The sequence below is a fragment of the Acidovorax sp. 62 genome, assembly GCF_002754495.1.
Taxonomy (GTDB): Bacteria; Pseudomonadota; Gammaproteobacteria; order Burkholderiales; family Burkholderiaceae_C; genus Acidovorax.
Genome location: NZ_PEFJ01000001.1, coordinates 4154388 through 4174562, shown reverse-complemented (window position 1 = coordinate 4174562; position 20175 = coordinate 4154388). Strand labels below are relative to the sequence as shown.

Here is a 20175-nt window from a genome sequence, read left to right as displayed (position 1 = left end):
CGATGGGGTGCTGCAGCTATCACCAGTGCATTTCAAATTGCTATGCATTTAATAGCTGTTCGCGCTTTTATATTGGGCGTTGGAGGCACTTTTTATTCACAACTGCCCTGCACCGCTTCAGGCCGCCAGGGCCGCACGCTTGGCGGCCAGCCGCTCTTCATCGCAGCGCGGGCAAAACGGGTGTTCGCCCGCCAGATAGCCGTGCGTGGGGCAGATGGAGAACGTGGGCGTGATGGTGATGTAGGGCAGGCGAAAGTTCGTCAGCGCCCGTTTCACCAGCTCGCGGCAGGCCGCGCCGCTGGAGACACGCTCGCCCATGTACAGGTGCAGCACGGTGCCGCCGGTGTATTTGGACTGCAGCGCCTCTTGCCGCATCAGGGCCTCGAACGGATCGTCCGTGAAGCCCACGGGCAGCTGCGAGGAGTTGGTGTAGTACGGCTGCTCGGCCGTGCCCGCCTGCAGGATGCCGGGCCAGCGCTTTTTGTCTTCCTTGGCAAAGCGGTAGGTCGTGCCTTCGGCGGGTGTGGCCTCCAGGTTGTAGAGGTGGCCGGTTTCTTCCTGGAATTGCGTCATGCGCTCGCGCACGTGGTCGAGCAGGCGCAGGGCCAGGCGATGGCCCCCTTCGCTGGTGATGTCTTCACGGCCGTGTGTGAAGTTGCGCACCATCTCGTTGATGCCGTTCACGCCCAGCGTGGAAAAGTGGTTGCGCAAGGTGCCCAGGTAGCGCTTGGTGTAGGGAAACAGGCCCTGGTCCATAAGGCGCTGGATGAGCTTGCGCTTGGTCTCCAGGCTTTGTTTGCCCAGCTCCATCAAGCGGTCGAGCGCACCAAACAAGCCCGCCTCGTCGCCCGCGTGCTGGTAGCCCAGGCGTGCGCAATTGATAGTGACCACGCCCAGGCTGCCGGTCTGCTCGGCGCTGCCGAACAGGCCGTTGCCGCGCTTCAAGAGCTCGCGCAGATCGAGCTGCAGGCGGCAGCACATGGAGCGCACCATGTTGGGCTCCAGCTCGGAGTTGATGAAGTTCTGGAAGTACGGCAGGCCGTACTTGGCCGTCATGTCAAACAGCAGCTGCGCGTTCTCGCTATCCCACGGAAAGTCCTTGGTGATGTTGTACGTGGGGATGGGAAAGGTAAACACCCGACCCTTGGCATCGCCCGTGGTCATCACGTCGATGTAGGCGCGGTTGATGAGGTCCATCTCCACCTGCAAGTCACCGTACGCCAAGGGCATCTCTTTGCCAGCGATCACGGGCACCTGCTCGCGCAGGTCTTCGGGGCAGGTCCAGTCGAAGGTGAGGTTGGTGAACGGCGTCTGCGTGCCCCAGCGCGAGGGCACGTTGAGGTTGTAAACCAGCTCCTGGATGCACTGGCGCACGGCGGCGTAGTCCATGGCATCGATGCGCACAAACGGTGCCATGTAGGTATCGAACGACGAGAACGCCTGCGCACCCGCCCACTCGTTCTGCAGCGTGCCCAGAAAGTTCACGATCTGCCCCACAGCCGAACTCATGTGTTTGGGTGGCCCCGCCTCCACCTTGCCGGGCACGCCGTTGAGCCCCTCGTGCAGCAGCGTGCGCAGCGACCAGCCCGCGCAGTAGCCGCTGAGCATGTCAAGGTCGTGGATGTGGATATCGCCATTGCGGTGCGCCTCGCCGATCTCGGGCGTGTAGACGTGCGACAGCCAGTAGTTGGCCGTGACCTTGCCCCCCACGTTCAGGATCAGCCCGCCCAGCGAGTAGCCCTGGTTGGCGTTGGCGTTCACGCGCCAGTCGGCACGCGTGAGGTATTCGTTGATGGAGCTTTCCACATCGACCAGCGTCTGCTTTTCCGCGCGCAGCGTGGCGTGCTGCTCGCGGTAGACGATGTAGGCGCGCGCCGTGGCGAGATGGTTGGCGGCGATGAGCGTTTGCTCGGCCACGTCCTGGATCTGCTCCACCGTGGGGGCTTCGCCGTGAAAGCGGTGGATCAGCACCTTAGTGACCTGCGCGGTGAGCAACGCGGCTTCTTCAGCGCCATATTCACCCGAGGCCAGGCCCGCACTGGCCAGCGCAGCGCGAATGCGCTCCGCATCAAAAGGAGCGCGCTGGCCGCTGCGCAAAACAACTTCGCGGGGCAAAGTGACGAGGGTGGACGCCATGGGTTCTCACAATCCAACGAGGGTTTAAAACACTACCTATAGCGTCAACGATACCCACGAAACGCTATAGGTAGTTTGATGAAGCGCAACGGGCGATGACGCAACCACGCAATCCGCAGCCCAGCGTGACGCGCCTCAAGACATTGACATACGCTGCGTATGCCAATTAACATACGCAGCGTATGTCAAAGGAGGAGCGCATGTCGCAGCGCCGCACACGGGCGGAAATGATGGAAGAGACCCGGGCCAAACTGGTGGCCACGGCACGGCACGCCTTCGCCGCACAGGGCTACGCACACACGTCCATGGACGACCTCACGGGCGAAGCAGGCCTTACACGGGGGGCGCTGTACCACCACTTTGGCGGCAAGGAGGGCTTGCTGGTGGCCGTGATTGAGCAGATCGAGGCCGAGGTGGGCACCCAGCTGGACGCGGTATCGCAGGCCGCGCCGACCCTCTGGGAAGGCTTTTGCCAACGCTGCCACACCTATCTGGAGCTGGCGCTGGAGCCCGAAATCCGCCGCATCATCCTGCAGGACGCAAGGGCCGTGTTGGGGGATGTGCCCCAGGCCGCCCAGTCCGTAGGCATTGCAGCACTGGAAGCGTCCTTGGAGCAGCTGATGGAAGAAGGCACTGTGGCGCGGCATCACGCTGGCGTGACGGCACGCATGCTGTACGGCGCTGTCACCGAAGCCTCCTTTTGGATCGCCGAGCCAGATGACGATCCCTCCATCAAGCTGGCCCAAGCCCTGGACGGGCTGGACCGCCTGCTCAATGGGCTTCGTGCCTGACCACCACCGTTTGACCCCAGCCTACCCATTCAAAAACTTTATGCAGTGGAACAACTCCACCCACCGTTTCGGCGCCATCGCCCAGCTCTTTCACTGGACCAGCGCAGCCGCTTTCATCGGCGCATACGTGGTCGTGTACTACGTCATCTGGTTCATGGACGACACCTCGCCGGAGTCCCTGCCCGTGCTCAACATTCACTGGGTGCTGGGCCTGCTGGTGGGGTTTGTGGTCGTCCCCCGCCTGCTGTGGCGCCTGCGGGCTGTGCAGCCTGCGCAGCCCCCCGGCCCGGCGTGGGAGCACGCACTGGCGCATGCCGCCCACATCGGGCTGTATGGCCTGCTGATCGCGATGCCGGTGACTGGCTACATCGGCACGGGCGCGCCCACGGACTTCGGCCTGTTCACCGTGACCGGCTTCAACGAGACTGCGGCCTTTGCATGGATCAGCGAGTCCTTTCACCTCAGTTGGGATGAGTTTGAAGCGCCGGTGGATGCCGTCCACCACTTCCTGGGCAAGTTTGTGGCCTGGGGCGTCGTCGCACTGCATGTGGCTGCAGCGCTGTACCACCACTGGGTGCGGCGCGACGGCGTGCTGCAGCGGATGTGGCCTGGCGGTGGACCGCAGCCCAAGTGACACCACCAGCCCCGGTGCGCCACAATGGCACCCATGCTGACCCTCCAAGACATCCGTGACGCCGCCACCCGCCTACAAGGCCAGGTGCTGGACACCCCTTGCGTTGAATCCAAGACGCTTTCTCACATCGTCGGAGCGCAGGTGTTTCTCAAGTTCGAGAACCTGCAGTTCACCGCATCGTTCAAGGAGCGTGGCGCCTGCAACCGGCTGGCGCTGCTCACCGATGAGGAGCGCGCACGCGGCGTGGTGGCCATGAGTGCGGGCAACCATGCCCAGGGCGTGGCCTACCACGCGCAGCGCCTGGGCCTGCGCGCGGTGATCGTGATGCCACGCTTCACCCCCGGTGTGAAGGTGGAACGCACCCGAGGCTTTGGCGCCGAAATGGTGTTGCACGGCGACACACTGGAGGAAGCCCGAGCACACGCCTATGCGCTGGCCGATGCGCAACAGCTGACCTTTGTGCACCCCTATGACGACGAGGGCGTGGCCGCAGGCCAGGGCACGCTGGGGCTGGAGATGCTGCAAGCCGTGCCCGACCTGGACACGCTGGTGATTGCCGTGGGCGGTGGCGGCCTGATCTCGGGCGTGGCCACAGCGGCCAAGGCACTCAAACCCGGTATCGAAATCATTGGCGTGCAAACCCAGCGCTTCCCAGCCATGGTCAATGCCATCCAGGGCACGCACCACCCACAGGGCACATCGACCATTGCCGAGGGCATTGCCGTGGGCACGCCGGGCAAGATCACACAAGAGATCATCAAGCGCCTGGTAGACGACCTGGTGCTGGTGGACGAAGGCGATATCGAGCAAGCCGTGCTGATGCTGCTGGAGATTGAAAAGACGCTGGTCGAAGGCGCTGGCGCTGCAGGCCTGGCCGCGCTGGTGCGCTACCCCGAGCGCTTCAAGGGCAAGCGCGTGGGCCTGGTGCTGTGCGGCGGCAACATCGACCCGCTGCTGCTGGCCGCCATCATCGAGCGCGGCATGGTGCGCTCGGGCCGCCTGGCACGCATCCAGGTCAGCGCACGCGATATACCCGGCGTGCTGGCACGCATCACCGCCACGGTGGCCGACGCGGGCGCCAACATCGAAGAGGTGCACCACCAGCGCGCCTTCACCATGCTGGCCGCACAAAACGTGGACATTGAACTGGTGCTGCAAACCCGCAGCAAAAGCCATGTCGAGCAGGTGCTGCAGCAACTGCGGGCCGCGGGCATGGAAGCGGCCCTGATGTGAGCGCCTGACCCGTAAAGACCCGCAGACGAAAACGCACGGGAACCGCTAGAATCGCGCCAACATTCAGCACTGGAGCCATCACCATGTCGGACCACAGCCCCTCGCACACCACTTCCGAGCCATCGTCTGACCCCGTGGAAAACGTGGTCTCCTTCATGCCCGTAGTGCTGCCCGTCATGGGCGGTGTCATCATGTTCCTGTTGGCCTTCATTGCCGTCAAAATGGCCTGAGGCGCCCCCTGCGCCCCAGAGCAAAAGCCCCGCACTGCGGGGCTTTTTTTCGTTTGGCGCCACGCGCTGACCCACCTTGAACACGGCCCCGACTTCACCCATTTTTTGCAAGGAATCCACCCATGCGCAGCGGCAACGCACTCGTTTTGTTTTCTGGTGGGCAAGACTCCACCACCTGCCTGGCCTGGGCGCTGAGCCACTTTGCCCATGTCGAGACCATCGGCTTCGACTATGGCCAGCGCCACCACATCGAGCTGCAGGCACGCCACGCCGTGCTGGAGGCCATGCGCGCGCAGTTCCCGCAATGGCGCGGCAAGCTGGGCGACGACCACATGCTGGACTTGGGCGTGCTGGGCCGCATCAGCGACACAGCACTGACCAGCGAGACCGAAATCCAGATGACTGCGGCCGGCCTGCCCAACACCTTCGTGCCGGGGCGCAACCTGCTGTTTTTCCAGTTGGCAGCGGCCGTGGGCTACCGGCGTGGTCTGCACACGCTGGTGGGGGGCATGTGCGAGACGGATTTTTCGGGCTACCCCGATTGCCGTGACGACACGCTCAAGGCCCTGCAAGTGGCCACCTCGCTGGGCATGGGGCAACGCTTCACCTTTGAGACGCCGCTGATGTGGATCGACAAGGCCGACACCTGGGAGATGGCCCATGCACTGGGCGGTGACGCGCTGGTGGACATCGTGCTGGAGCAATCGCACACCTGCTACCACGGCGTGCGCGGTGAGCGGCACGCCTGGGGTTACGGCTGCGGCACCTGCCCCGCCTGTGCGCTGCGCAAGGCCGGTTTTGAGCGCTGGACAGCCGGCAAAGCCCCCTGAATGGCCCAGGACGAGGCCCCACAGCCTCCACAATCACCACATAACCCCATGCAATTTTTGCATGGATTTGACCCGAGTCTGACAGACAAAACGGCGACAGATTCATAAAATCGTCATCCCAGCCGACCCGCGGAATGCGTGGAGACGCCTCCACACCGTGGGGGTAGCCACACCTGTTTCGCCCGCCGACTGAGCACAGGCACCGCGCTGTGCAAGGGGTGGCCCGCCCAGCGCTCCCTTTGCCAACGCTTGCCGCAAGCCGTTTTTTCAAAGGCAGCGCTCAGCATCGCAATTGCGCCAGGTCTTTGTCGTCGTGAGCCGCACGGTTCGCTTCCTTTGAAAAAACTGTTTTTCAACTTAGGAAGCTCCCGATGAACGCACCCACCATGCAGGGCCTGAATCTCAACGCCCCCGCTTACGTCAAGAACCCACGCCTGCTGGCCTGGGTGGCCGATATGGCTGCTCTGTGCAAGCCCGACAACATCTTCTGGTGCGATGGCTCCAAGGAAGAGTACGACCGCCTGTGCGAGCAACTGGTCAAGGCGGGCACCTTCAAGAAGCTCAACCCCGCCAAGCGCCCCGACAGCTTTCTGGCCTGCTCTGACCCCTCGGACGTGGCCCGCGTGGAAGACCGTACCTACATCTGCTCGGCCCAAAAGGAAGATGCAGGCCCCACCAACAACTGGATGGAGCCTGCCCAAATGCGCGCCACCCTGCAGCCCCTGTTTGACGGCTGCATGAAGGGCCGCACCATGTACGTGGTGCCTTTCAGCATGGGCCCGCTGGGCAGCCCCATTGCCCACATCGGCGTCGAACTGACCGACAGCGCCTACGTGGCCGTGAACCAGCGCCTGATGACCCGCATGGGCAAGGCGGTGTACGACGTGCTGGGCGTGGATGGCGAATTTGTGCCTTGCATGCACACCGTGGGCGCCCCCCTGGCGGCAGGCGAAACCGACAAGACCAGCTGGCCTTGCAACCCCACCGTCAAGTACATCGTTCACTACCCTGAAACGCGCGAAATCTGGTCTTATGGCTCGGGCTACGGCGGCAACGCCTTGCTGGGCAAGAAGTGCCTGGCCCTGCGCATTGCGTCCACCATGGGCAAGAGCCAAGGCTGGCTGGCAGAGCACATGCTCATCCTGGGCGTGACCAACCCCCAAGGCAAGAAGTACCACGTGGCAGCCGCCTTCCCCAGCGCCTGCGGCAAGACCAACTTCTCGATGCTGGTGCCACCCACAGCGTTCGAAGGCTGGAAGGTCACCACCATTGGCGACGACATCGCCTGGATCAAGCCCCAGGCCGACGGCAGCCTGCGCGCCATCAACCCTGAAGCAGGTTACTTTGGCGTGGCCCCCGGCACCAACACGCTCACCAACCCCAACTGCATGGCCAGCCTGGACAAGGACGTGATCTTCACGAACGTGGCCCTTACCGACGACGGCGACGTGTGGTGGGAAGGCATGGACAAGGACTCCGGCAAACTGCCCGATCACCTGATCGACTGGCAAGGCAAGGACTGGACGCCCGCCATCGCCAAGGAAACCGGCGCCAAGGCCGCCCACCCCAACGCCCGCTTCACCGTGGCTGCCACCAACAACCCAGCCCTTGACTCGGCCTGGGACGACCCAGCCGGTGTGACCATCGATGCGTTCATCTTCGGCGGCCGCCGCTCCACCACCGTGCCACTGGTGACCGAAGCCCGCAGCTGGACCGAAGGCGTCTACATGGCCGCCACCATGGGTTCGGAAACCACTGCCGCTGCCTTTGGCCAGCAAGGCGTGGTGCGCCGCGACCCATTCGCCATGCTGCCCTTCTGCGGCTACAACATGAGCGACTACTTCCAGCACTGGCTGAACATGGGCGACAAGATCACCGCCGCCGGTGGCAAGCAGCCCAAGATCTACACCACCAACTGGTTCCGCAAGGACGCGGCGGGCAAGTTCGTGTGGCCTGGTTATGGCGAGAACATGCGCGTGCTCAAGTGGATGATCGACCGCATTGAAGGCAAGGCCCAGGGCGAGGAAACCATGTTTGGCGTGGCCCCGCAGTACGCCGAAATCAACTGGACCGGCCTGGAGTTTTCGCCTGAGCAGTTCAACACCGTCACCAGCATTGACAAGGCCGCGTGGACCGAAGAACTCAAGCTGCACACCACGCACTTTGAGCAACTGGCCTACCACCTGCCCCAAGCCCTGCTGGACACCAAGGCCGCTATTGAAAAGCGCCTGTCGGCCTGACCGACACATGGCTGAGCCCATTTGTCGCGCACTTGCGCGCTGGGCTCAGGCCTCCATCAGCCGCCCCGCCTTTGTGCCGGGCGGCTTTTTTGTGGGCATCTGCGGGCAACCGCATATGCAACCAAACAGCCCGGCACCTCGCCGTGCGAGCGGGCATGAAAAAAGCCGTGGACGTTGTACCGTCCACGGCTTGAATCTTGGGCTCAACCCTGGTGCTTATTCAGGGCCTGCCGCAGCTTGGAGTAACCTGATGCTCAGTAGTAGCGACAGATATCGCTCACAGTGGGCACGCCCATGGCATGGTTCAATTCGGCCATGATGCGGGGATCCTTCAGGGCGACTTGCCAGGTACGCTCGTCTTCTGCATTGCGAGCGCGGTTTTCAGCCCAGGCCTTGGCCGAGGCGCGCAGGGCCACAGCCATGCGGCGGGCGGGCATGGTCAAGAGGGCCAGGGCGGCAAAGGCCACGAGCCACAGCACCATCCAAGCGGCCAGCAGGTGGCCTTCGCTCCAAGTGTCGATCACTTGGTTGGCCACGACCAGCAGGGCGGAAACCACTGCGGCCAGCAGCAAAGAGGCAGCACCGCGGGTGCCGTCAAAGCGCGACGCCATGTCCTTGATGGAGGCGGCTGCGTTTTCGGCGCGGGTCACGCCAAGGTGTTCGGTGGGGTAGTCGACGTGTGCGAAATTGGTCATTTTGGAAGTCCCTTTTCAAACGCTTTTGGCGAGATTGCCGGGCGAATGCATGAATCTTAGGGTTTACCCTTTATCTATTCAAATTTATATTTTGAATTCTTTACATTCACATTGATGATGATCGAGCCATGACCTCACCCAAGACATCGCCCAAAGCATCGCTAGTGAACTTCCGATCACTGGATTTGAATCTGCTGCGTGTCTTCGATGAGGTGATGGCCGAGCGCAGTCTGACCAAGGCTGCGCACAAGCTTTCCATCACCCAACCGGCCGTCAGCAACGCCATGCGGCGCTTGCGTGAGGTGGTGGGTGACGAGCTGATGGTGCGCAGCGGCCAGGGCGTGGAGCCCACGCCCCGCGCACTGGCGCTGTGGCCCAGCGTGCGCGATGCACTGGCCCTGCTGCAGGAGTCCCTGGCCCCGGGCGCCTTCGAGCCGTCCACCGCCACGTCCACCTTTGTGCTGGCCATGGCCGATGCCACCGCCGCCACGCTGATCCCCGCGCTGGTGCAAATCATCGAGCGCGAGGCACCGGGCATCTCGGTGCGCGTGCTGCCCCTCACCACCCGCGACCCACGCCGCCTGCTGGACGAAGAGTCGGCCGACATGGCCGTGGGCTACTTTCCGGCCGCCCTGGCGGATCTGACGGCCCGCGCCCAATCGGGCGGCGCCGTGGCCTACGACAGCCGGCGCCTGTACGACGGTGAATACATGTGCGTGATGCGCCAAGGGCACCCACTGGCCAGCGGGGAGTTGACGCTCGATGCGTATTGCGCAGCGCGGCACATGCTGGTGAGCTTTTCCGGGCGCCCCTACGGGTTCATCGACGAAGCCCTGGCCTCGTTGGGGCGCAAGCGGCATGTGCTCATCACGGTCAACCAGTTCTTCACAGCGGGCCGGGTGGTGGTGGGCTCGGACTTGCTCACCGTGCTGCCCCGGCACTTTGTGCCGGTGACCGGCATTGCCGACCGGCTGGTGCAACGCCCCCTGCCCCTGAACGTGCCCGCTGTGCACGTTGATGCACTGTGGCGGCGGCGCGGCCCCCAAGAGAAGGCCATGGAATGGCTGCTCAACGCCCTGGCGCGCTCGGCCCGCAGCATGTTCCCGGACTAGGCGCACCCAGCCCGGGCGCCCCTTGGGCATCTACACTGCCCGCATGAAGATTCAGCTCCTGTCCGATCTGCACCTGGAGGCGCACCCCCACTTTGTTCCCGAGCCCGCACCCGGCGCTGACCTGCTGGTGCTCGCTGGCGACATCGGCTCGTACCAGCAAGGGGGACAGCTCAGCGACGAAGACTTCGGCCTGGCCCGGTTTGCCCCCCAGGCGGCAGGCGGCACCTGGCCCACCCCCGTGCTGTTTGTGCCGGGCAACCACGAATACGACGCCCAAGACTTTGACGAAGCCCACCAACGCCTGCGCAGCACCTGCGAGCGGCTGGGCATTGCTTGGCTGGAGCGCGAAACCCTGGTGCTCGGCGGCGTGCGCTTTGTGGGCACCACCCTGTGGAGCGACTTTGACGCACTGGCTGAGGACGAAGGCACCGAAGACCTTGCCCGCCAACTGCGCCTGCGCGACAAAGCCTACCGCGCCGCCAATTTCTACCTGCGCAAGACCGGTGGCACCCGGCATGGCGAGCCCTTTCTGGCCGAGCCCATGCGCGAGCAGGCCCTGGCTTGCCAGCAATGGCTGCGCTCTGCCCTGACCGCGCCATTTGACGGCCCCACCGTGGCCGTTACCCACTTTGCCCCCAGCCTGCGCAGTGCGGACCCGCGCTATGGGCTGGTGCCCGGCACTGCAGGTTTTTGCAACGCCCTGGACGGGCTGCTGCCCCACGCCCAGCTGTGGCTGCACGGCCACCTGCACGCGCCCAGCGACTACACCGTGCGCGGCACGCACGACGCCACCGGGCAGCCCTGGCAATGCCGCGTGGTGGCCAACCCGCTGGGCTATGCCCGCAAGGGGGAACAGGCCACCTTCCAGCCCCAGATGTGCGTCACCGTATGATCGACGCAGGCCCCTGAACACCCCTGTTCAACCGCCTTTCACAGCGCACGACGAAAAACATGACCCAGGTCAAGACAACAACCGCTCGCGCGCATTAGTCTGAGCACACCAACCTGGAGCACACCATGAACATTTTGCTGGCTGTCGACGGCAGCGCCTACACCAAGAAGATGCTGGCCTACCTGGCCACCCACGAAGACCTGCTGGGCGCAAGCCACAGCTACACCGTGCTGACGGTGCAGGCCCCGCTGCCCACCCGCGCACGCGCGGCCTTGGGCAAAGAAGTGGTGGACAACTACCACACGGAAGAAGCCGAGAAAGTCACCGCCCCCGTGGCCAAGTTCCTCGCTCGCCATGGCGTGCAAGCCAAGTGCATGTTCAAAGTGGGTGCGGTGGGCGAGACCATTGCCAAAGTGGCAGAGAGCGGCAAATTCGACTTGCTGGTGATGGGCTCGCACGGTCACGGCGCCCTGGCCACGCTGGTCGTGGGCTCGGTCACCACGCAGGTGCTGGCCCACTGCAAGGTGCCGCTGTTGATCGTGCGCTGATTCCACTCAGCCCCTCAACGGTACGGCACGAGCCCCGCCCCGAGCGGGGCTTTTTCATGGGCGGCTCAGCGTGCGGCCAGCCCATCGAAGCAGGTGCGCACCACCAGCTCGACGATCTCGGCGTCGGAATACTGCCCGCCGTCCTTCAAGAAGGTCACCACCGGATCACACGCCCGCGCGTACAGGGTGTACAGCACCACCAGGGGCGGCAGCTTGGGGTCGATCACGCCCTGCGCCTGGGCCTCGGTGATCCATTCGCCAATCTGATCGCTCACGTTCACCAGGCCATTGAGGTACTGCTTGTTGGCCATGAGCACCGCACGCAGGCTGGAATTGCGGCTGGGCAGCAGCGGCATTTCGTTGGTGATGAGCCGCTCCAGCGACCAGCGCACCAGCGCCCGCAGCTTTTCAATGGGTGCAAGCTCGCTTGGCAAGCCAGAAAGGTAAGCGCGCACTCTCTCCAAAATCTGCACCATGGCGGCACAGCACAGCTCCTCTTTGCTGCTGAAGTGCTTGTACAGGCTGGCCTTGGCAATGCCGACGGCGTTGGCCACATCGTCCATGGTCATGGCGTCATAGGCCTTCTCGCCCAGCAGGCGGCAAGTCGATTGCAGGATGGCCTCCTCGCGGGCGAGGTGCATCTGCTCTTTGAACGAAACTTTGGTGGGCAGCGAAGACATGGTTCGCATCTTATCCACTACGGTAAAAAAACTACTGTAGAAGTTGCTTTGCAACTACGGCGTTCACGCCGTGTGGCCGCCCGAATGCCCCAAACGTACTCCGGTCAGGCCACCAAGGTGCGTGCGGCCGTGGCCTTGAGGGCATCGGTCAGCGCATCCAGCAGCTCAGACTCCAGGTTCCAGCAGTGCCAATACAGCTGAATCGGCAGCGAGCGCCCAGGCACCAGGTCGATCAGACTGCCATCGGCAATGGGGCCACGCGCCAACAGCTCGGGCATCACGCCCACGCCCCAGCCTGCGGCCACGGCGCGCATCTGCCCTTCAGTGCTGGGCACAAACAGGTGGTTCAGTGCCACGCGCTTGAGGCCGAACGCACGGGCCACAAACTCGGCAGCCATGTCGTCCTTGCGGTTGAAGGACAAAAATGAGACCTCGCGGAAGTTGTGCGGCGTGAGCCCCTGCGGCAGATGCTTGCTGGCAAATTCGGCCGATGCCACCGCCACATAGTGCATGGCGCCCAGCGGCACCATCTTGCAGCCGCGCAGCGCCTGCTTGAGCGTGGTGACGCAGCCCAGCACCTGGCCCGAGCGCAGCCATTCCTGCGTGAAGTCCTGGTCATCGGCAATGATTTCGAGCGGCAGGCGCTGGCGCACCAGGTCGTGCAGCGCACCCATGGCCCAGGTGGCAATGCTGTCGGCATTGATGGCGATGGAGATGCGCTCGTCTTCGCGGGTGCTGCCGGGGGCGCTGGGGGCCAGCTCCTGCAGGTCGCGCTCCAGGTCGGCGCGCAGCAGGCGCAGTTGCTTGGTGTGCTTGAGCAGCAACTGCCCGGCAGACGTCGGCTTGAGCGGGCGGCTGCGCACGATGAGGACCGAGCCCACCTGCGCCTCCAGCGCCCGCAGGCGCTGCGAGACGGCCGATTGCGTCACATTCAGCCGCTGCGCGGCGCGTTCAAAACCGCCCTCTTCCACGATGGCGGCAAGGCATTCCAGGGCGGCGGGATCGTAAGTGCTCATGGTCTCGCAAGGGCCTGCGCAGGCCGATCTCAGGCAAATTTATACAGAAAAATGGCACCGCCAAACATTAGCGATGCTGATGATTTTGGAGTAAGTTTAATTTTGCTTTTACTCAAATGCAATGTCGCGCACACTGCGCCCTCATGAAAACCATTGTTTTGGGCGCCGGCATCATCGGCATCAGCACAGCGTGGCACCTGCTGGAACGCGGTCATGAAGTGATCGTCGTCGATCGCCAGCCCGACGCTGCCTTGGAAACCAGCTTCGCCAACGCGGCGCAGATCTCGGTGAGCTACTGCGAGCCGTGGGCCAACCGCGAAGCGCCGCTCAAGGCGCTCAAATGGATGTTCGACAAAGAGGCGCCACTGCTGTTTCGCCCGCAGCTCGACTGGGACCAGTGGCGCTGGGGGCTGAAGTTTCTCGCGCAGTGCAACGACGTGGCATTTGAGCGCAACGTGCAGCAGATTGTGGCCCTGGGCGCCTACAGCCACGCGGCCCTCAAGGACCTGGTGGCCAGCACCGGCATTGAATACAACCGGCTCGAACGCGGCATCGCCCATTTCTACACCGACCAAAAATCGTTCGACGCCGCAGGCCACGCGGTGGACCTGATGCGCAAGTTTGGCGTGCAGCGCCGTCTGGTCAGCCGCGACGAGCTGCTCCAAATCGAGCCCGCCTTTAAAGCCTATGGCGACAAGATCACCGGCGGCACCTACACCAGCACCGACGAAAGCGGCGACGCCCGCGTGTTCACGCAAGAGCTGGCCCGCCGCTGCGCTGCGCGGGGCGCCCAGTTCCTCTACGGGCACGACGTGCTGCGACTGAACAAGATCGGGGACGCTATTGATTCTGTAGCTGTTATCGCTCGCAACACGGGCGCTGGCGGCCAAAAAGACTTCATTCTCAAAGCCGATGCCTTTGTGGTGGCCTGCGGCTCGTACAGTGCGCCGCTGCTGCGCACCGTGGGCGTGGATTTGCCCATCTACCCTGGCAAGGGCTACAGCGCCACCTTCCCGCTGCTCAAGCCCGAGGGCGCTCCCATGGTCTCCACCATCGACGACGGCAAGAAGATCGCCATGAGCCGCCTGGGCAACACCCTGCGTGTGGCCGGCACCATCGAGCTGGGCGGTTTTGATTTGAGCCTGGACAGCCCCGTGGCCCGCGCCCGCTGCCACATGCTGTCGCGCCGCATTGCAGAGATCCTGCCCGGCGTGTGCGACACCCGCACGCCCGAAGAAGGCGGCAACCCCGAGTACTGGACCGGCCTGCGCCCCGCCACGCCCACCAACATCCCATTCATCGGCCACACCCGCGTGGGCAAGCTGTGGGTGAACGCAGGCCACGGCACCCTGGGCTGGACGCACGGCGCGGGCTCGGGCAAGGCCATGGCCGAGCTGGTGAGCGGCGAAGTGCCTGCGATGAACTTTGGTTTTCTGGGTGTGCAGGCACCGCGCGCCGTGCGCGGCACCGTAGCGGCCTGAGCCCCAAGGGACGGCATGGCGCATTGCGGGCCATGCCGCTCACCACGGCATCACGGCTCCGCCGCCGCTACCATCGGCGGCATGCCGAACACCACACCGCACTCCCCGCACTATCTCTTTCTGACCACCTCCACCCGCGAAAGCGGCCACCTGGGCAACACCGAATGGCTGGCCCAGCAAGCCGCCGCTGCACTGCCCGCAGGCACGGTGCAAACCTGGCACCACCTGGCGCGCATGCAGCTGCCACCATTTGTGGACCTGCGCCACACCGTGGGCACCTACCCCGCGCCCGAGGGCGATCTGAAAACCCTGCTCGACGCCACGCTGGCGGCTACGCACATCGTGTTCGTGTCGCCGGTGTACTGGTTCAGCATTCCCGCGCCGCTCAAGACCTACCTGGACCACTGGAGCGGCTGGATGCGCGTGCCGGGCCTGCCCTTCAAGGAGCAGATGGCGGCCAAGTCGTTGCAGCTCATCACCACCAGCGGCGACCGTGCCAAGGCCCAGCCGATGATCGACTCGGTAGAGCTGTGCGCCAAGTTCTTATCGATGCCCTGGGGCGGCGCCCTGTGGGGCAAGGGTGGCCCACCCGGTGCTGTGCAGGCCGATGCAGAGGCCGTAGCGCAAGCAGCGCACTTTTTGCTACCAAAATAGGAGCTATTAGCGCTTGATAGATAAGCGCTAACGCCCATTTTTATTCAAACCCGGCCTGCCCTCAACGCGCCACGCCGGGCGGTTCCGCACCGGCCACGCCCGCCACGGCATCACCGCCGTCCAGCAGCCGGGTGTTCATCCACTGGCGCAGGTCGCGCCACATGGCGCGCACCTCAGTGTCGGGCGGCATGCGCAGGGCGTGCTCCAGCTCAATGGTGACCACCGGCACGCCCCGGTGCAGCCCGCCGTAATGCCCCAGCGAGCCGGGGAACACGCCCAGCTTGTCCATGCGCAAACGGCCCAGCCGGGCAGGCGGGTCGTGCGGGCCGTCAAAGTCCAGCACGCCATAAGGCGCGTGGATGCTGACCACCAGCTGGGGCTGGAACTGCTCCATCTGCTGGTGCAAAAACCGCGACTCGGGCTCGGACAGCGGCGTGTGGCCCGGCCAGCGGCGCGGGTCTTTGCGGGTGCGCTTTTCCCAGTACACCGGCGCATCTTGCGCCCAGCCGGGGGTGGGAAAGTTGCGGTTCAGGTCCACCCCGCTGGCGTTGACCCGCGTGGGTTTGGGGGCCAACAGGCCATCGGGGTTGAGCACGGGGATAAAGCGCCAATGCACGGGCGGCTGCGGCGCACCGCGGTCCCCGCCCTCGGCCCCCGCCAGGGCAATCCAGCGCAAGGCCAGCGAGGCGGCTGTGAGTTCGTCGCCGTGCATGGCGCCCACCACCAGCACGCGCAGCGGCGGGACATCGGCGGCCGGGGCAGGCCCCCCCGTGCGTGGCACCACATCGCGCCAGTAAAGCGGCACGCCTTGGCCTGATGCCGCGCCGCTGGGCTGCAGTTGCGTGGCCAGGCACTGCGAGCGTGTCACACCGGGCAGGCGCGCCAACAGCAGTTCGCAGGCGGCTTGCGTGGCTGGCTCGGACATCCCGGGCGCAGCCGTCGCAGACGTCTCCACCCCAGAGGGCGCCGTCGACGCTGGCACCGTGGCAGCGGGGCGGGGCTGCGCCTCAGCACCCATGGGCTCCATTGAGTCCCTTGAATGGACTGAGCCAGGCACGGCCAAGTTGCCCTGCACTGCTGCGCGCCCTTCCAGCGCGTTCAGCCCCATCGGGCCCGAAGGCGCGCGGCCATACACACCGCCGGACGCGGGGCCACCAGGCCACAGCTGCGTGGGCACCCACAGCACGGCGGCCAGCGCAGTGACCACCGCACTCGCCGTCGCCACGGTCCACACCGGGGAACGTGCTTGGGAATGCCCCCGGTGCCGCGCCCCCTGGCCTGCGGGCTGCGCAGCGCCGCTCAATGCAGCACCCGCTGCGTGGCCAGAAAGTCGAGCAACGCAGCGTCAAACGCCTCGGGGTGCTCCAGCTGCGGCCAGTGGCCAATGTGGGGCAGGCTCAGGTGCTGGGCGTCGGGCATCAACTCGGCGAGCGCCTGCAGTGCCGCGGGTGGGGTGCAATGGTCGGCATCGCCCCCCAGCAACAGCGTGGGGGTGTGCACATTCACCCAGGCCTGGGCCCAGCGGTCAAAGCCCTGCATGGCCTGCAAGGCGCGGCGGTAGGTGGCGGGGTGGACCTGCGCCAGGGCATGCTCGGCCAGGCGCACGCCTTCGGGCAAGGCGGCGGTGCCAATGCACTGGGGCACCAGTGTTTGCGCCAACTGCTGCATGCTGCCGCCGGGCTGCTGCACGGCGTCCAGCGCGCGCTCGCGTGGGGCCAGCCAGGCTTGCACGGCCTGCGCATCCAGCGCGGGCCCGCCCGCGCACAGCACCAGGCGGCGCACCACCTCGGCCCGGCGCACCGCAACCTCCAACGCCAGCATGGCGCCCATGCCGTGGCCCACCAGCGTGACGGGGCCGCACTGCAGCGCATCGATCAGCGCCAGACAGCTTTGCGCCAGGCCTTTGAAGGTGTAGGGCTCAATGGGTGCGCTGTGGCCGTAGCCCGGCATGTCCCACGCCACGGCGCGGTAGCCGGCGCTGGCCAGCATCTCCAACTGGGGGGCAAAGGTGAGGTGGTCGCCATCAGCGTCGTGCAGCATGAGCACGGTGGGGCCAGAGCCCAGGGTGGAGAAGGTGGGGAGCAAAGCCATACAGAAAATGACGGACGCCAAACAGGGCCGAGGCGGGCGGCGTGCCCCAGGCTGGGCCGCCTGTTGCATCGCGATTTGCGTAAGTCCTAAAGAAATAAGTGCCGAGTAACCCCCGCCGCACAGGCGCGCGGGCGGCACTCCATAATAGTTCCATCCCCCCTTGATGCAGGCCCCGCGCCCAACCTTTGTGAACAGCCCCTCGCCCCGCCCTGCCCTGGCACTGCCCCCCAGCTTCTCCTCCCGCGAGTTTCGCAACGCGCTGGGCATGTTTGCCACGGGCGTGACCATCGTCACCGCACGCAATGCGGCGGGCGAGCTGGTCGGGCTCACGGCCAGCTCGTTCAACTCGGTGTCGCTGGACCCACCGCTGGTGCTGTGGAGCCTGTCGCACAGCGCCAGCAGCATGCCCGCCTTTGCCAACGGCTCGCACTACGCCATCCACGTGCTGGCCGCCGACCAAAAGGCCCTGGCCGAACGCTTCGCCACCCGTGGCATCGACCGCTGGGCAGGCGTGGAACACCGCCCCGGCATCCAGGGCGCGCCCCTGCTGGCCGGGGCTGCCGCCACGTTTGAATGCTTCAACCGCAGCCAATACAAGGAAGGCGATCACACCATCTTCGTGGGCGAGGTCGAGCACTGCGAACATCGCGAAGGCGCCTCGCCCCTGCTGTACCACGGGGGCAAGTTTTATACGGAGCACCCGCTGTAGGGTTTGGTTGTGCGAGTTATATCGCTATATTTTTTATAGCTACCAGCGCTTTCGATTCAAGCGCTAGACCGACTTTCAAGCATGATTCCTTAACAAACATCCATTGATGTTTTGAAAGTCTTCATCGCGCGCCGCCACCGCCATATCGCTTACCACATAGCCAGAACCTTCGCCGCGAAGCAAAAGCCGAACACGCCCTGCGTGGCTGGTCAAACGCCAACCACCAGTTACCTCTTCGCAGACTCCAGGCTCACCCAGGAAGACAGGGCGATACCCGGCGGAGGCATGCGTAGTAGCGTCTGGGTTCCAGTGTTTCCGAAGCAAGTAGTGCCCACCTCGGTGGAGCGAAATTTCTACCCTGGTATCGGAGTGCTGACCAGATAAAAGCAGCAAACGGGTGAAGCGGCTGGTTTGCCATACATCCCTTACCAATCGAGGCAAAGCCACCAGAAAAAACAGGGTTCCCACGTCTGCCAGCCACGGCACTACCAGCGCCCAACCGGGCTCACCACGGGCCAGCAGCCACAGATCGAGCAACCCGGGGCCGACAAAAGGGACGTACACACCAGACGACGAGCCCCCGTGCCATTTGTAGTGAAGGTATCCCGTGATCAGCGTCAGCCAACTGATTGCGGGAAACAACAACCCTATCGCCAGAAATAACGTGGAATCCATGCGGGGGATTTTGCGGGCAATCGGCAAGCACTCACTGCACCTGCAACGTGGTCCCCAGCGCCAGCCGCCCCGTGCCCGCCTGCCACTGCACGCCCGTCACAGCGCTGTCGGCATTGGCAAAGCGCACGGCATAGGCGGGGGTGGCAGCCAAAGCGCTGGCTACATCGGGCGCACCAATGTGCACGCTGTAGCTGCCGGGGGCCAGGGTGGCGGGCAGGGTGACTTCGCCCGACCATTGCAGCGGCTCGCCAGGGCTGGCCTGGCGCAGGTCGGTGCCTGCCAAGGGCAGCACGGTGGCCACGTTGGTGGCGCTGACCAGGTACAGCGCCAGGCTGCGCGCATTCAGCGGCCGGGCCCAGCCCTGGTTGCTGAGGGCCACCTGCCAGGCCAGCGTGCCGCCCGGCGCGGCGATGGCACTGTGTGCAACGGTGCTCAATTGCAGCCGGTAACCCAGCTTGCGCGACACCTCGGCCATGCAGCCGCCCGCCTGCCACTGGGCGAAGAAGCCCTCTTAGTAGTCGCGGTTCAGGTAGGTCATGTGGTAGACCGCCCCTTCGCGCAAGATGTCCTCGCAGGCCATGCGGGCCTGGGCCACCTCGGGTGGGGCGCAGGTCTCGCCCCCTGCGCCCGTCACCGCGCTGGTCTGCTGGGCATGGGTGCGCAGAGCGGCAGCCTGCGCAGACGTATCGGCCCAGTAGGTGCCCACGTCGTCGGGGCTGGCCAAAAAGCAGTCGTTGTGCTGGCCAATGCGCGCTGCAGCCGTGGGGCTTGGGGCCAGCAGTTGCGCCAGGGTGGGTGGGGTGGGGTACCACGCGGCCACGTCGGCCGGGGTGCGCACATGCACTTGGCGGCTGGCGGGCACGGCCGCCAATAGCGCGTCGCGTACGGCGGATTTGTTGGCGGGGGTGGTGAGGTTGTTGGACGAGGTGTGCCACTCGCCCCACGCACCGATGAAGCCGCCCTGCACAGCCGCAATCACATCGGCATTGGCCTGCAGCACCGGCTGCAGCTGGGTGAGGTGGCGCTTGACGCGCGAGAGCGTGGCGTCTTGCGCGTTGAGGTAATCGGCCTCGGTCTCAGGGTAGTTGTAGGCAAAGCGCACCACGGCCTTGAGGCCCTGTTTGCGCAGGTTGGCAAAGCCGGTGTTCAGCTTGGTGAGGTAGCTGCTGGGCAAATCCCGCGTACGGTAGGCGCTGAGGTCGGCCGGGGTGTAGACCAGCCGCTGCCCGTCTGCCACCACATAGTCGAGCGAGGTGGCCGTGATTTTGGAGGGGTCGGTGGCAAAGCGGTAGAAGCCGCGCTCAGGGTTGGGGAAGTCCTGGTCGGACGGTGCCAAGCTGACCTGGGCCAGTGGGGCGATGGAAGCCAGCGCCATGGCCTTGCCCATGGCTTTGGGCTGGGGTACCTCGGCCACAGCGGGCGGAGCTCCCGGCCCGCCGAACGAGATGGTGACACCATCGTTTTCGGCAGAGCCCCCGCAACCTGCCAGGGCTGCACAGCCGAGGGCCAGCACGGCCCACTTCATGGT

General features: G+C 64.9%; 19 protein-coding genes and 1 pseudogene. 12 read left to right on the top strand and 8 right to left on the bottom strand.

What is annotated here, in order from left to right; translation table 11 throughout:
- Positions 1 to 117: 117 nt before the first annotated feature.
- The gene (locus CLU86_RS18670) at positions 118 to 2136 is read right to left on the bottom strand and encodes a ribonucleoside triphosphate reductase (RefSeq protein WP_099742674.1); all 2019 of its coding nucleotides are present in this window, start codon (positions 2134 to 2136) and stop codon (positions 118 to 120) included.
- A gap of 200 nt (positions 2137 to 2336) precedes the next feature.
- Between CLU86_RS18670 and CLU86_RS18665 the strand changes: the two genes are divergently transcribed.
- From CLU86_RS18665 to CLU86_RS18645, 6 genes are all read left to right on the top strand, one after another.
- Complete coding sequence (locus CLU86_RS18665; RefSeq protein ID WP_099742673.1) at positions 2337 to 2927, top strand: TetR/AcrR family transcriptional regulator; 591 nt, start codon at positions 2337 to 2339, stop codon at positions 2925 to 2927.
- Positions 2928 to 2967: 40 nt separating this feature from the next.
- Entirely contained in the window at positions 2968 to 3561 is a 594-nt protein-coding gene (locus tag CLU86_RS18660; RefSeq protein ID WP_099743693.1) for a cytochrome b, read from the top strand.
- 33 nt (positions 3562 to 3594) lie between these two features.
- The gene (locus CLU86_RS18655; protein ID WP_099743692.1) at positions 3595 to 4794 is read left to right on the top strand and encodes a threonine ammonia-lyase; all 1200 of its coding nucleotides are present in this window, start codon (positions 3595 to 3597) and stop codon (positions 4792 to 4794) included.
- A gap of 83 nt (positions 4795 to 4877) precedes the next feature.
- Entirely contained in the window at positions 4878 to 5024 is a 147-nt protein-coding gene (locus CLU86_RS22950) for a hypothetical protein (protein WP_199175151.1), read from the top strand.
- 122 nt (positions 5025 to 5146) lie between these two features.
- Positions 5147 to 5854, top strand: a complete 708-nt coding sequence (gene queC, locus CLU86_RS18650) for a 7-cyano-7-deazaguanine synthase QueC (RefSeq protein ID WP_099742672.1) — start codon at positions 5147 to 5149, stop codon at positions 5852 to 5854.
- Between the two features lie 371 nt (positions 5855 to 6225).
- Complete coding sequence (locus CLU86_RS18645) at positions 6226 to 8094, top strand: phosphoenolpyruvate carboxykinase (GTP) (protein ID WP_099742671.1); 1869 nt, start codon at positions 6226 to 6228, stop codon at positions 8092 to 8094.
- 254 nt (positions 8095 to 8348) lie between these two features.
- On the opposite strand, the gene CLU86_RS18640 is transcribed toward CLU86_RS18645, so the two are convergent.
- A complete protein-coding gene (locus tag CLU86_RS18640; protein WP_099742670.1) occupies positions 8349 to 8789 on the bottom strand; it encodes a hypothetical protein in 441 nt (146 codons plus the stop codon).
- A 128-nt stretch (positions 8790 to 8917) separates the two neighbouring features.
- On the opposite strand from CLU86_RS18640, the gene CLU86_RS18635 reads away from it, so the two are divergent.
- From CLU86_RS18635 to CLU86_RS18625, 3 genes are all read left to right on the top strand, one after another.
- Positions 8918 to 9901 carry a LysR family transcriptional regulator gene (locus CLU86_RS18635; protein ID WP_099657401.1) on the top strand — a complete coding sequence of 328 codons (984 nt, stop codon included), beginning with the start codon at positions 8918 to 8920 and terminating at the stop codon, positions 9899 to 9901.
- 43 nt (positions 9902 to 9944) lie between these two features.
- Positions 9945 to 10793: a metallophosphoesterase gene (locus tag CLU86_RS18630; protein ID WP_099743691.1), complete on the top strand. Its 849-nt coding sequence runs from the start codon at positions 9945 to 9947 to the stop codon at positions 10791 to 10793.
- A 125-nt stretch (positions 10794 to 10918) separates the two neighbouring features.
- A complete protein-coding gene (locus CLU86_RS18625; RefSeq protein ID WP_099657400.1) occupies positions 10919 to 11341 on the top strand; it encodes a universal stress protein in 423 nt (140 codons plus the stop codon).
- 65 nt (positions 11342 to 11406) lie between these two features.
- Here CLU86_RS18625 and CLU86_RS18620 read toward each other — a convergent pair whose 3' ends face one another.
- Positions 11407 to 12021 (bottom strand): TetR/AcrR family transcriptional regulator, encoded by a 615-nt coding sequence (locus tag CLU86_RS18620; RefSeq protein ID WP_233195101.1) that lies wholly within the window; start codon positions 12019 to 12021, stop codon positions 11407 to 11409.
- A 104-nt stretch (positions 12022 to 12125) separates the two neighbouring features.
- Positions 12126 to 13037, bottom strand: coding sequence for a LysR family transcriptional regulator ArgP (locus CLU86_RS18615; protein WP_099742668.1), 912 nt, complete (start codon positions 13035 to 13037; stop codon positions 12126 to 12128).
- 143 nt (positions 13038 to 13180) lie between these two features.
- On the opposite strand from CLU86_RS18615, the gene CLU86_RS18610 reads away from it, so the two are divergent.
- Together CLU86_RS18610 and CLU86_RS18605 are read left to right on the top strand one after the other, a co-directional pair.
- On the top strand, positions 13181 to 14518 hold the full coding sequence (locus tag CLU86_RS18610; RefSeq protein WP_099657397.1) for a D-amino acid dehydrogenase: 1338 nt from the start codon (positions 13181 to 13183) through the stop codon (positions 14516 to 14518).
- 81 nt (positions 14519 to 14599) lie between these two features.
- The gene (locus CLU86_RS18605) at positions 14600 to 15172 is read left to right on the top strand and encodes an NAD(P)H-dependent oxidoreductase (protein ID WP_099742667.1); all 573 of its coding nucleotides are present in this window, start codon (positions 14600 to 14602) and stop codon (positions 15170 to 15172) included.
- 61 nt (positions 15173 to 15233) lie between these two features.
- Here the strand turns inward: CLU86_RS18605 and CLU86_RS18600 are convergent, their stop codons facing one another.
- Both CLU86_RS18600 and CLU86_RS18595 read right to left on the bottom strand, forming a co-directional pair.
- Positions 15234 to 16397: a M14 family zinc carboxypeptidase gene (locus tag CLU86_RS18600; RefSeq protein ID WP_233195100.1), complete on the bottom strand. Its 1164-nt coding sequence runs from the start codon at positions 16395 to 16397 to the stop codon at positions 15234 to 15236.
- A gap of 74 nt (positions 16398 to 16471) precedes the next feature.
- Positions 16472 to 17263 carry an alpha/beta fold hydrolase gene (locus CLU86_RS18595; protein WP_099742666.1) on the bottom strand — a complete coding sequence of 264 codons (792 nt, stop codon included), beginning with the start codon at positions 17261 to 17263 and terminating at the stop codon, positions 16472 to 16474.
- Positions 17264 to 17450: 187 nt separating this feature from the next.
- Between CLU86_RS18595 and CLU86_RS18590 the strand changes: the two genes are divergently transcribed.
- The gene (locus tag CLU86_RS18590; protein WP_099657393.1) at positions 17451 to 17972 is read left to right on the top strand and encodes a flavin reductase family protein; all 522 of its coding nucleotides are present in this window, start codon (positions 17451 to 17453) and stop codon (positions 17970 to 17972) included.
- A gap of 75 nt (positions 17973 to 18047) precedes the next feature.
- On the opposite strand, the gene CLU86_RS22705 is transcribed toward CLU86_RS18590, so the two are convergent.
- Both CLU86_RS22705 and CLU86_RS23150 read right to left on the bottom strand, forming a co-directional pair.
- Positions 18048 to 18647 carry a hypothetical protein gene (locus CLU86_RS22705; RefSeq protein WP_143226742.1) on the bottom strand — a complete coding sequence of 200 codons (600 nt, stop codon included), beginning with the start codon at positions 18645 to 18647 and terminating at the stop codon, positions 18048 to 18050.
- A gap of 31 nt (positions 18648 to 18678) precedes the next feature.
- A pseudogene (locus tag CLU86_RS23150) lies at positions 18679 to 20022 on the bottom strand (DUF4832 domain-containing protein).
- Positions 20023 to 20175: the final 153 nt, after the last annotated feature.

Bases quoted from the DNA above. Each gene is read 5' to 3' on its own strand.
- CLU86_RS18610 (WP_099657397.1), top strand. From the start codon at position 13,181: ATGAAAACCATTGTTTTGGGCGCCGGCATCATCGGCATCAGCACAGCG.
- CLU86_RS18645 (WP_099742671.1), top strand. From the start codon at position 6,226: ATGAACGCACCCACCATGCAGGGCCTGAATCTCAACGCCCCCGCTTAC.
- CLU86_RS18595 (WP_099742666.1), bottom strand. From the start codon at position 17,263: ATGGCTTTGCTCCCCACCTTCTCCACCCTGGGCTCTGGCCCCACCGTG.
- CLU86_RS18660 (WP_099743693.1), top strand. From the start codon at position 2,968: ATGCAGTGGAACAACTCCACCCACCGTTTCGGCGCCATCGCCCAGCTC.
- CLU86_RS22950 (WP_199175151.1), top strand. From the start codon at position 4,878: ATGTCGGACCACAGCCCCTCGCACACCACTTCCGAGCCATCGTCTGAC.
- CLU86_RS18635 (WP_099657401.1), top strand. From the start codon at position 8,918: ATGACCTCACCCAAGACATCGCCCAAAGCATCGCTAGTGAACTTCCGA.
- CLU86_RS18615 (WP_099742668.1), bottom strand. From the start codon at position 13,037: ATGAGCACTTACGATCCCGCCGCCCTGGAATGCCTTGCCGCCATCGTG.
- CLU86_RS18670 (WP_099742674.1), bottom strand. From the start codon at position 2,136: ATGGCGTCCACCCTCGTCACTTTGCCCCGCGAAGTTGTTTTGCGCAGC.
- CLU86_RS18640 (WP_099742670.1), bottom strand. From the start codon at position 8,789: ATGACCAATTTCGCACACGTCGACTACCCCACCGAACACCTTGGCGTG.
- CLU86_RS18655 (WP_099743692.1), top strand. From the start codon at position 3,595: ATGCTGACCCTCCAAGACATCCGTGACGCCGCCACCCGCCTACAAGGC.
- CLU86_RS18665 (WP_099742673.1), top strand. From the start codon at position 2,337: ATGTCGCAGCGCCGCACACGGGCGGAAATGATGGAAGAGACCCGGGCC.
- CLU86_RS18620 (WP_233195101.1), bottom strand. From the start codon at position 12,021: ATGTCTTCGCTGCCCACCAAAGTTTCGTTCAAAGAGCAGATGCACCTC.
- CLU86_RS18630 (WP_099743691.1), top strand. From the start codon at position 9,945: ATGAAGATTCAGCTCCTGTCCGATCTGCACCTGGAGGCGCACCCCCAC.
- queC (WP_099742672.1), top strand. From the start codon at position 5,147: ATGCGCAGCGGCAACGCACTCGTTTTGTTTTCTGGTGGGCAAGACTCC.
- CLU86_RS18625 (WP_099657400.1), top strand. From the start codon at position 10,919: ATGAACATTTTGCTGGCTGTCGACGGCAGCGCCTACACCAAGAAGATG.
- CLU86_RS18605 (WP_099742667.1), top strand. From the start codon at position 14,600: ATGCCGAACACCACACCGCACTCCCCGCACTATCTCTTTCTGACCACC.
- CLU86_RS22705 (WP_143226742.1), bottom strand. From the start codon at position 18,647: ATGGATTCCACGTTATTTCTGGCGATAGGGTTGTTGTTTCCCGCAATC.